At 68.1% G+C, this 9,868-nt stretch carries 7 protein-coding genes, 1 tRNA gene and 1 pseudogene; 2 read left to right on the top strand and 7 right to left on the bottom strand.

From position 1 onward, the window contains the following. Window positions 1-104: 104 nt before the first annotated feature. A pseudogene (locus AX692_RS16175) lies at window positions 105-1,544 on the top strand (TonB-dependent receptor); the annotation flags it as partial. A gap of 76 nt (window positions 1,545-1,620) precedes the next feature. Here AX692_RS16175 and AX692_RS16170 read toward each other — a convergent pair. The 7 genes from AX692_RS16170 to infA form a co-directional block, all read right to left on the bottom strand. After that, window positions 1,621-4,539 carry a M16 family metallopeptidase gene (locus tag AX692_RS16170; protein ID WP_073975985.1) on the bottom strand — a complete coding sequence of 973 codons (2,919 nt, stop codon included), beginning with the start codon at window positions 4,537-4,539 and terminating at the stop codon, window positions 1,621-1,623. 102 nt (window positions 4,540-4,641) lie between these two features. After that, on the bottom strand, window positions 4,642-5,445 hold the full coding sequence (gene purC / locus AX692_RS16165; protein ID WP_073975984.1) for a phosphoribosylaminoimidazolesuccinocarboxamide synthase: 804 nt from the start codon (window positions 5,443-5,445) through the stop codon (window positions 4,642-4,644). 23 nt (window positions 5,446-5,468) lie between these two features. Continuing rightward, window positions 5,469-5,543 (bottom strand) — tRNA-Phe (locus AX692_RS16160). A gap of 130 nt (window positions 5,544-5,673) precedes the next feature. Further along, window positions 5,674-5,859 carry a DNA gyrase inhibitor YacG gene (yacG, locus tag AX692_RS16155; protein WP_073975983.1) on the bottom strand — a complete coding sequence of 62 codons (186 nt, stop codon included), beginning with the start codon at window positions 5,857-5,859 and terminating at the stop codon, window positions 5,674-5,676. Then, window positions 5,856-6,818 (bottom strand): ribonuclease E/G, encoded by a 963-nt coding sequence (locus AX692_RS16150; protein ID WP_073975982.1) that lies wholly within the window; start codon window positions 6,816-6,818, stop codon window positions 5,856-5,858. The genes yacG and AX692_RS16150 overlap by 4 nt, the downstream gene beginning before the upstream one ends. Then, window positions 6,811-7,383 carry a Maf family protein gene (locus tag AX692_RS16145; protein ID WP_073975981.1) on the bottom strand — a complete coding sequence of 191 codons (573 nt, stop codon included), beginning with the start codon at window positions 7,381-7,383 and terminating at the stop codon, window positions 6,811-6,813. The genes AX692_RS16150 and AX692_RS16145 overlap by 8 nt, the downstream gene beginning before the upstream one ends. Before the next feature lie 18 nt (window positions 7,384-7,401). Continuing rightward, window positions 7,402-7,647 (bottom strand): translation initiation factor IF-1, encoded by a 246-nt coding sequence (gene infA, locus AX692_RS16140; protein WP_007163491.1) that lies wholly within the window; start codon window positions 7,645-7,647, stop codon window positions 7,402-7,404. A 248-nt stretch (window positions 7,648-7,895) separates the two neighbouring features. Between infA and AX692_RS16135 the strand changes: the two genes are divergently transcribed. Beyond that, a partial coding sequence (locus AX692_RS16135) for a TonB-dependent receptor domain-containing protein (RefSeq protein WP_330997592.1) occupies window positions 7,896-9,868 on the top strand: 1,973 nt, incomplete at its 3' end.

Here is a 9,868-nt window from a genome sequence, read left to right as displayed (position 1 = left end):
CATGGCGGCCTGATGATCAACCGCCCGGCCGCACACGGAAATCCTGACAGTCCCTTGCCGCGGTCAACTACCGCAACCTCGACGGCTCCTCGACCTTCTTCCGCGCCAACGTGCTCGGCCGCTCCGACTTGCAGCCGAACAACACCAACAGCCTCAACGACAATTATGACCGCGACACGGTGTTCTACGATGCCGGCGGCGGCAACGCGGCCGATTACGAGCAGGTCGGCCTGACCCTGACCGGCGCCTACGAATTCGACGGCGTGACCCTCACCTCGATCACCAGCTACTGGACGAGCGAGGGGTCGAGCCGCGGCGACATCGATGGCGGCTTCGGCGCCGTGTTCCTGCCAGGCGGCGGCGGGCCGGGCCTGATCCCGTTCCCCTCTGACACGCAGGACTCGCTCGATCTCGAGCAGTTCACCCAGGAAATCCGCCTCGCCTCGACCACCGACGGCCCGCTCAGCTGGCAGATCGGCGGATACTACTTCAACAGCGATTTCGACGTCACCACGGTGGGCTTCGACTTCCCGCCGCCCGTCACCGTCAACCAAACGAACGACGCCTGGGCGCTGTTCGGCCAGGTGTCCTACCAGCTGACCGAGACCCTGCGCGCCACCGGCGGCATCCGCTACACCGACGACCAGAAGGACTTCGTCGTGCTCTCGGGCGCCGCGCCGCAGCCGCGCAGCGTGGGCGACGAGAACGTCGACTGGGACATCAGCCTGTTCGCCGACGTGGGTGAGGACGCGAGCGTCTATGCCAAGGTCGCCAACTCGTTCCGCGGGCCGACCATCCAGGGCCGTGACGTCGCCTTCTTCAGCGCGCCCTCGGTCGCGCAGTCGGAGAACATCACCTCCTACGAAGCCGGCTTCAAGACCGAGTTCGCCGACCGGCGCGTGCGTCTGAACGGTGCGGTCTACTACTACACCGTCTCCGACCCGCAGTTCACCGCGGTCGGCGGGACCGGCAACCTCGTGCAGCTGATCAACGCCAACAAGGGCGAGGGCTACGGCTTCGAGCTCGACTCGGCGTTCCAGATCACCCCGCGCCTCCTCCTCACGCTCGGCGTTGCCTATAACAACACCGAGATTCAGGACGCCGCTCTCGAAGTGGGCGGCTGCCGCCAGTGCACCATCACCGACCCGTTCCGCTCGGTGAACAATCCTGATGGCAGTGTCAGCCGCTTCGCCCGGATCGACGGCAACCCGTTCCCCAACGCACCCGAGTGGAGCGGCGATCTGACCGCGCGCTACGGCATCCCGGTGGGCAATTCGGGCGAGTTCTACATCTTCACCGACTGGGTCTATCTCGGCGAGACCAACTTCCTCCTCTACGAAAGCCGCGAATTCAACGCCGGCAGCCGCTTCGAGGGTGGTCTGAAGGTCGGCTATGCGGGCAACAACGGCCAGTGGGAAGTCGCCGCCTTCGCGCGCAACATCACCGACGAGGACAATGTCCTTGGCGTGGTCGACTTCAACAACAACACCGCATTCGTGAACGAACCGCGCGTCGTCGGCGCTATGGTGAGCTTCAAGTACTGAGGGTTGGCCCCCCGTCACCGGGGGGCGCCGCAAAGGGGAAAGCCGGCAGGGGGTGACCTGCCGGCTTTTTTCTGGCCTAGAGACCGGCCGGGGCGCTTGGGGCTTCAGGCACCACCGTAAAACGCACCGCCGCCTCGGGCGCGAGATAGCGCAGCGCGGCCTGGTGGATGTCGGCGGGCGTGATCGCGCGGATCAGATCGGGCGCAGCGAGGAAGCGGGTGAGCCGCTCGGGCTCGCTCTGCGCGCGCGCGGCAAGGCCGAGCCAGCCGCCGAGGTCCTTGAGAGAGTTGTTGTATTCCTCGAGATAGGGCTTCCTTGCCCGCTCGATCACGTCGGCATCGAGCGGCGCTGCGCGCAGGTCGGCGATCAGCGCATCGACCGCCTCGCGCGTTGCCGCGACCTTGTCGGCCGCGACCGAGGCACTCACCGCAAAGGTGCCGTAGCCCGGGTAATGGTGGCTGGTGTTCGACCCGGCCGAGGGCCCATAGGCCTGCCCCAGCTTCTCGCGCAGCCGGTCGGTGAGCTCGATCTGCACGATCCGTCCGAGCAGTTCGAGCCGCTGGTTCTCGGCCGGATCGCTATCGTCGGTGGTCGGCCAAACCCATTGCACCAGCGCCTGATCGGGCTCGCCCTTGTGGGTGAGGCGATGCTCGATGCGCGCGGGCGTGAAGCTGCGGATGCGGTTCTGGCTGCGCGGGTTGAAGGCGGCCTCGCGCGGCGGCAGTGCGCCGAGCGTGGCCGCGACCGCGGCGATGGCGGCATCCTCGTCAAGCTCGCCGACCAGCGCGATCTCGATCGCGCCCTTCGCGAGCCTGTCCGCCATCGCGGTCTTGAGCTGGGCGAAATCGAGCGCGAAGAAGGCGTCCTTGGATTGCAGGCTGAAGCGCGGGTCGTTGTCCGAGAGGATCGCCCCGCTCGCGGCCGCCAGCGCGCGTGCGGGCGTCGAATCAAGCGTGTTGAAGAAGTTGTCGATGTTCTTGCGGAACCGCTCGACGCCTTCGGGCCGGTAGCCGGGATCGGTCAGGGTTGCGGCGAGCACCTGCATCTGCAGCGCCAGATCGCGCGGGGTGGTGGTGGCCGAGGCGGTGAAGGCATCGGTGTCGCTGCCGATCCCGAAGCTGACGCTGCGCCCGGCGAGCACGCTGGAGAGCTCGTCCTGGCTGTGCTTGCCGAGCCCGCCTGCGGGCAGGGCGTTGGCAAGGTAGACAGCGAGCGGCGCCTCGCGGGTGTTCATCAGGTCTCCCCCGTCGACCGCGAGCGAGAAGGCGATGCGGTCCTTGCGCACGTCCGTGTTCTTGAGCGTCAGCCGCACGCCGTTGGCGAAGCGGATCTGCCGCAAGCCGAGGCGCGGCTCGAGCGTGTCCGACACCACCGTGCCGGCCGGGCCGAAGTCGCCATAGCCGAAGGCGAGCGGGCCGTTGTCGACCGGCGCGGCGATGGCGAGCGCCAGGCCCTCCTCGAAGGCAGCGCGCAAGGCCGCCTCGCCGCCTTCGGGGGCGGCGCGGCCTTCGAAGCGGATCAGCGGCTCGGCGAAAGGTGCGGCATCCTCGCGCATTGCCAGCCACACGGCCTCGGGGGTGAGCGCGGGGGCGATCTCCTCGAACAGCGCGAGCGCCCATTGGGGCGTGGTCGGGATGCGTTCGTCACTCACCAGCGCCAGCGCCGCACCCGCGAAGACGGCATTGCCCCGGGTGTCGGCGGCCTTGACCCCGTTCTCGAGCGTGGTGCGGATATTGGCGAGCTGTTCGTCAACTTCGGCGCGGGTGAAGCCGTAAGTCAGCGCCTGGTTCACCTCGCGCGTGGCCGCGAGCATCCCCTTCTTCCACTCGCCATCGGCGCTGCTGACGGAGAGGCTGGTGATCCGCGCCGCCTCGAAGATGTCGCCCGTGCCGTAGCTCGCGCCGCGGAACGGCGCATCGGCCCCGCGCGCGAGGCGGGCGAGGCGGCGGTTGACGATGGCATAGCCGATCGATCGCAGCGCATCCTGACGCCGCTTGGCGAGCGTGTCGGGCTCGTCGCGCCACGCGGCAAGGCGGCTGATGGTGACGCTCTCGGGGAGCGCGGGATCGAGATGGATGTCCGCCTTGTCCTTGAGCGCGACGTCGATCGGCCCCGCGTCGGGCTGCACGGGAGCGGGGCCGGCGGGTGTCCAGTCGGCGAAGCGGGCGCGGATCGCGGCCTCGACCACGCTGACGGGATAGTCGCCGACCACCACCAGCACGGTGTTGGCGGGCCGGTAGGTGCGCTCGTAGAGTGCGCGGATCTGGGCGGCGGTGGCGTTTTCGAGCACCTCGGCGGTGCCGATCGGCAGGCGGCGGCCGTAGCGCGCTTGGGGTGCGAGGAAGGCGACGTTGTCCTCGTAGCTGCGCAGCTGGAAGCCGGAGCGGTCGCGGCGTTCGGCGAGGATCACGCCGCGTTCGCGCACGACCGCGTCCTCGGAGATGGTAAGCTCGCTCGCGGTCTCGCGCATCAGTTTCAGCGCGGTGTCCAGCAGCGCCGCGTCGTTGCGCGGCAGGTTGAGCATGTAGGTGATGTTCTCGAAGCCGGTCGCGGCATTGGTGTCCGCACCGAAGGCCAGCCCCTCGCGTTCGAGCAGCTTGATCATCTCGCCTTCCGGGATGCCCTTGGAGCCGTTGAAGGCCATGTGTTCGAGGAAGTGCGAAAGGCCGCGCTCGCTGTCGGCCTCCTCGAGCGCCCCCGAGGCGATCCGCATCCGCACCAGCGCCGTGCCCGCAGGGGTGGCGTTCTGGCGGATGACGTAGCGCATCCCGTTATCGAGCCGGCCGAAGACGTAGCCGGGATCGACCGGCAGGTCGCTCGCCTCGAAGGCCCAGACCGGGGCAGGTGCGGGGGCAGGCGCGGTCGCCTCGGTCGCTGCTGCGGTCTCGGCCGGGGCGGCGGCGGGTGCGTCTGCGTCCTGCGCGGCAAGAGCGGTGGTGAAGGCGAGCGGGGAGAGCGCCAGCAGCAGGCTGGCGGCAAGGGGAAAATTCCGCATGGATTTCAGACGTCTCTCGCTTCGGTTGTTACCCGCAAGAGACTAACGGCTGAAATCGGCCTGTCAGCCTATTTCTTCAACCGTGCCTTTTCTTCGGCGCCATCACTTCTTGAGCGGCGGCGGGCCGCGCAGGCGCGAGCGGGCGTGGGAAAGGTCGAACACCTCGCCCGGACCAGTGTCCTCGCCGTTGAGCAGGCCGAGGCGGCGGGCGACCTCGCGGTAGGCCTCCTCCTCGCCGCCGAGGTCGCGGCGGAAGCGGTCCTTGTCGAGCTTTTCGCCGGTTGCCATGTCCCACAACCGGCAGCCATCGGGGCTGATCTCGTCGGCGAGGATCACGCGGCTGTAATCGCCGTCGTAGAGCCGCCCGAATTCGAGCTTGAAGTCGATCAGGCGGATGTCGATCGCGGCGAACATTCCGCACAGGAAGTCGTTGATGCGGATCGCCATCGAGGAGATGTCGTGCATCTCGTCGTTGGAGGCCCAGTTGAAGCAGGCGATGTGCTCTTCGGCGACCAGCGGATCGCCCAGGGCATCGTCCTTGTAGTAGTATTCGATCAGCGTGTGCGGCAGCGGCTCGCCTTCCTCGATGCCGAGGCGCTTGCTGATCGAGCCGGCGGCGACGTTCCTCACCACCACTTCGAGCGGAATGATGTCGACCTGCCGGATCAGCTGCTCGCGCATGTTGAGGCGGCGGATGAAGTGGGTGGGGATGCCGATGTGGCCGAGGCGGGTGAAGACGTGCTCGCTGATGCGGTTGTTGATCACGCCCTTGCCGTTGATGGTGCCCTTCTTCTCGGCGTTGAAGGCGGTCGCGTCATCCTTGAAATACTGGATGAGCGTGCCCGGCTCGGGGCCCTCGTAGAGGATCTTGGCCTTGCCTTCGTAGAGCTTGGTGCGGCGGGACATCGTCAGTTTCCCTTATCAGCGAATGGTGCCCGGGGGCGGATTTGAACCACCGACACGCGGATTTTCAATCCGCTGCTCTACCCCTGAGCTACCCGGGCATTCGCTGCGAGCGACGGGGAGATGCCATTCGGCTGCCCCGGCGAGCAAATGAGAGCGGCCCTATGGCGAAGCGAGTTGGCCTTGGCAAGGGGGTTTTGTCCACAGAACGCCACGATTGTTCCGCGCGGCTCAATCCTGCTCGCGCCAGCTTTCCTGCGCCGCTTCTTCGGGATCGGCGGGCGGGCCGGGGACGGCGTAGGAATCGGAGAACCAGCGCGCCAGATCGCGGTCGCGGCAGCGCGTGGAGCAGAAGGGGTGATGATCCGGGTGCCGGGGCTTGCGGCAGATCGGGCAGGGCTTGGAGGCGAGGGTCATGCGCCCACAAGCTGGGCATTGGCAGCTTCGATGGCAAGGGCAGGATCGGCGACGATCCGTACCTCGCGCCCGGTGCGGCGCGCCAATTCGTCGAGCCACGGCTGCTTGAGCTTGGCCTCGAGCGCGGCGTGGACGCGCAGTTCGAGCACCGAGCCTGCGCCCACATCCGCTGCCACTTCGCCGCGCCTCAGCGCCATGCGGGCGGCCATCCCGAGGCGCGCTGTCGCGAAGCGGTGCAGCAGCGAGGGCCCCTCGAGCCGCGCGACCAGCTGGACGAAGCCGAAGCCGTTCATCGCGGTGCGTTCGTGCGGCCAGTCGGCGAGCTCCGCATCGAGCGCTGCATCGACCGCGCGGCGATCCTCCTTGGTCTGGAGCGTGGGAAAGTCGATGCCGATATTGCCGCCGAGGTCGAACAACGCCAGCGCGCGGGCGATTGCGGGGACGGCGGCGAGGGCCACGTCGCGGGGTGCGCCCACGCCGTCGATGTCGATCACGGTCATGGCCGGGGTGACGCTGACGAGGATTTCGCCATTCGGAACGTCGAGGCTGCGGGCCGAGGCGGCGTGCCAGACCTCCTCCCACAGCCCTGTGGGGAAGCGCCGGACCACGCGCCCCTCGGGCCGGGCCGGGCCGGGCGACGGCACACCCGCTCCCGCGATCCGCGCCTGAGCCCGCTTCAACCGCCCGCGCTCGGCGATGGGAGCGCGGGTGATGACGAGCTCGAGGCTCTGGCCCTCGGTGATGTGCGGCGGCAGGTGATCGACCAGCGCCTCGGTGCCGTCTGCGAGCAGTGCGACCCCGCGACGGGTGCCCTTGAGCTTGGCGGTGAGCTTTCCGGTGGTGCGGGAACCTGCGGCGAGTTCGCCGGGCCACATGACCTTGGCGGCGCGCACCTGCTGCCCTTCGATAAGGAGGGCGCGGGTCTCGCCGATGCCTTCCTCGATCAACCACTCAGCCAATCGCGAACCCCGCCGCCTTGAGCAGCGCCCTCGTGTGATAGAGCGGCAGGCCCATCACCCCCGAATGGCTGCCCCTGATCCACGCGATCAGCCCTTCCGCGGCGCCCTGAATGGCATAGCCGCCCGCCTTGCCGCGCCATTCGCCGCCCGCGAGATAGGCGGCGATCTCCTCCGCGGAGAGGCGCTTGAAGCACACGACGGTCTCGTCGAGCCGCTCGCGCATACTCCCGTCGGGGGCGCGTAGCACCACGCTGGAGAGCACCTGATGACGCCGCCCGCTCATCAGTTCGAGGCAGGCGCGCGCTTCGGCCTCGGTTTCGGTCTTGGGGAGGATGCGGCGGCCGACCGCGACCACCGTGTCGCCTGCCAGGACGAAGCCGGGGGCCTCGATTGCGAGCGCCTTCTCGCGGCCCATGCGCAGGGCATAGGCGCGAGGGAGTTCTGCCTTCGCAGGGGTCTCGTCGATATCGGCAGGCGTGACGGCATCGGGCGCAAGGCCCAGACGGCCAAGCAACTCGCGCCGCCGGGGCGAGGCCGAGGCCAATGTCAGATGGAGAGAGCCCATGCCGCGGGCCCCTTTACCTTACTGCGGGCCGGGGCCGCCGCGACCCGGCATGAAGCGGTAGGTGATGCGCGCCTTGGTGAGATCGTAGGGGGTGAGCTCGCACAGCACCTCGTCGCCCACCAGCACCCGGATGCGGTTCTTGCGCATCTTGCCCGCGGTGTGCCCGAGCACTTCATGGCCGTTTTCAAGCTCCACCCGGAACATCGCATTGGGCAGCAATTCAACCACGCGCCCGCGCATTTCGAGGAGTTCTTCCTTGGCCATGTATTCCCTTTGGTTTTCGTTGCGGCGGACAATGCGCCGGTCGATGCGAGGGAGCGCTTTAGCGATGCGGGAACCAAAAGGGAAGGCTCGTGCGTTAGGGCGAGAATGGCGGATCCGCAGCGATGGTCCGGTTCGGGGAGAGACCCTCATTCCCGGGCCGCCTCTTTGCGTAACCGCACCGTTTTGCGGGAGCGGTAACGGCCGCCCCGCTGCCTCGTGGCGAAATGTGCAGTAACTGAAGGGACTTCATGAACCTCTCCCCGCTCACCCGCGCGTCCTTGCGCGCCGGAACCTGTGTGCTTGCTGTTGCGCTTGCCCTGCCGCTCGCCGCTGCCGACACCGGGCTCGCGACCGCCGTGGCGGCCCAGCCCCAGCCCGAGCCCGCGGAGCAGCCCGAGGCCGAGGAGCCCGAGAGCGCCAGCGATACCGGCGCGGGCGTGGGCGAGATCGTGGTGCGTTCGGGCCGGGTGCGCGGGCAACTGTTCGTCGATCAGGCGCCGCTGCTCCAGCTCGACGAGACCGCGATCGCCGCCGAGGGTGTGACGTCGATCACTGATCTCATCGCCCAGATCAGCGCGCGCACCGGCTCGGCGCGCGGGCGCGGGGGCGGGGGGCAGCCGGTGATCCTGGTCAACGGGATCCGCATCGGTTCCTTCCGCGAATTCGCCAACTACCCGCCCGAAGCGCTCGCCAAGGTCGAGGTGTTCCCCGAGGAAGTCGCCCAGCGCTTCGGCTTCCCGCCCGATCGCCGCGTCATCAACCTGATCCTCAAGGACAACTACTCCAACCGCCAGGTCGATCTCGAATTCGAGGCACCTTCGCGCGGAGGCTACAGCCGCAACGAGCAGCAATTGGGCATCCTCAAGATCGCCAATGGCGGTCGGATCAACGCCAATGTCCGGGTCGAGGACACGACGCTGCTGACCGAGGCCGAGCGGGGCGTGCCGCAGACCGAAGGCTCGCAGTCGGAGCTTGCGGGCGATCCAGACCAGGCGGAGTTCCGCAGCCTCTTGGCCGACACCTTCGGGCTCGACGCCAACGTCTCCTGGGCCAAGGCGATCGTCGAGAGCGGCACATCGCTCAGCGCCAACCTCAACTATGCGCGCAACGAGAGCCGCAGCCTCGACGGGCTCAACATCGTGACGCTGACCTCGCCCACCGGCACCAGCGCGTTGCGCACCTTCGGGGCCGACACCCCGCTTGCCCGGCGCACATCGAACGACGTGGTCTCGGCCGCCGGGTCGATCAACCAGCCGATCAATGCCTTCCGGCTCACCACCACCTTCGACGGCTCGTTCAGCGAGACCGAGACCGAGATCGACCGGCGGCTCAGGCCCGACCAGCTTCAGGTGTTCCGTGACGCTGCGCTGGCCGGCACGCTCGCCCTCAACGGTCCTCTTCCGACCGACACCGCAAACGGCTTCGACATCGCCTTCCGCCGGACGATCACCACCGAGACCCAGGCGACGCTCGAAGGCCCGCTCGCCACGCTTCCCGCCGGCGAGGTGCTGGCGACCTTCGACCTCGGCTTCGACTGGCGCCGCATCCAAAGCAGCGACACGCGCTCGGCAACGGGGGCCGAGCTGACCCGTCGGCGCATTTCGACCGGCACCAACCTTGTGGTGCCGCTGACGAGCACGCGCGACGAGTTCCTCGATGCTCTCGGCGACTTCACGCTCAACCTTCAGGCCGGGCTCGAAGACCTCAGCGACGCGGGGACGCTGGGGGACTGGAACGCGGGGATAACGTGGAAGCCCGTTGACGGTCTCGACCTGTCGGCGACCTATATCTGGCGCGAAGTGGCGCCCTCGCTCTCGGCCCTGGGCGATCCGCAGGTCACCAATTTCAACGTCCCCGTGTTCGATTTCGTGCGCGGCGAGACGGTGCTGGCCGAGGTGCTCACCGGCGGCAATCCGGCCCTCCCGCCCGAAACGCAGCGCGACTGGAAGTTTTCGGCCAACTGGGAGCTGCCGTTCTGGGAGAATTCGCGCCTGACGGTCGATTACATCATCAACCGCTCGGATGACGTGGTCAGCGCCTTCCCGCAGATCACTGCCGAGACCGAGGCGGCCTTCCCGGGCCGGGTGACGCGCGACGCCCCCGAGAATCCGGGCGAAATCGGCCGGGTGGTGCGGGTCGACCGGCGCTCGGTGAGCTTTGCCGAGACGAAAGCCGACCGCATCCAGTTCACTTTCTCGACCAATGGCAGCATCGGCGCGCC

Origin of the sequence: Erythrobacter donghaensis, assembly GCF_001557325.1 — a bacterium.
GTDB lineage: Bacteria > Pseudomonadota > Alphaproteobacteria > Sphingomonadales > Sphingomonadaceae > Erythrobacter > Erythrobacter donghaensis_B.
The sequence above is the reverse complement of the archived record's forward strand: the minus strand, read 5'-3'. Positions and strand labels throughout refer to the sequence as shown.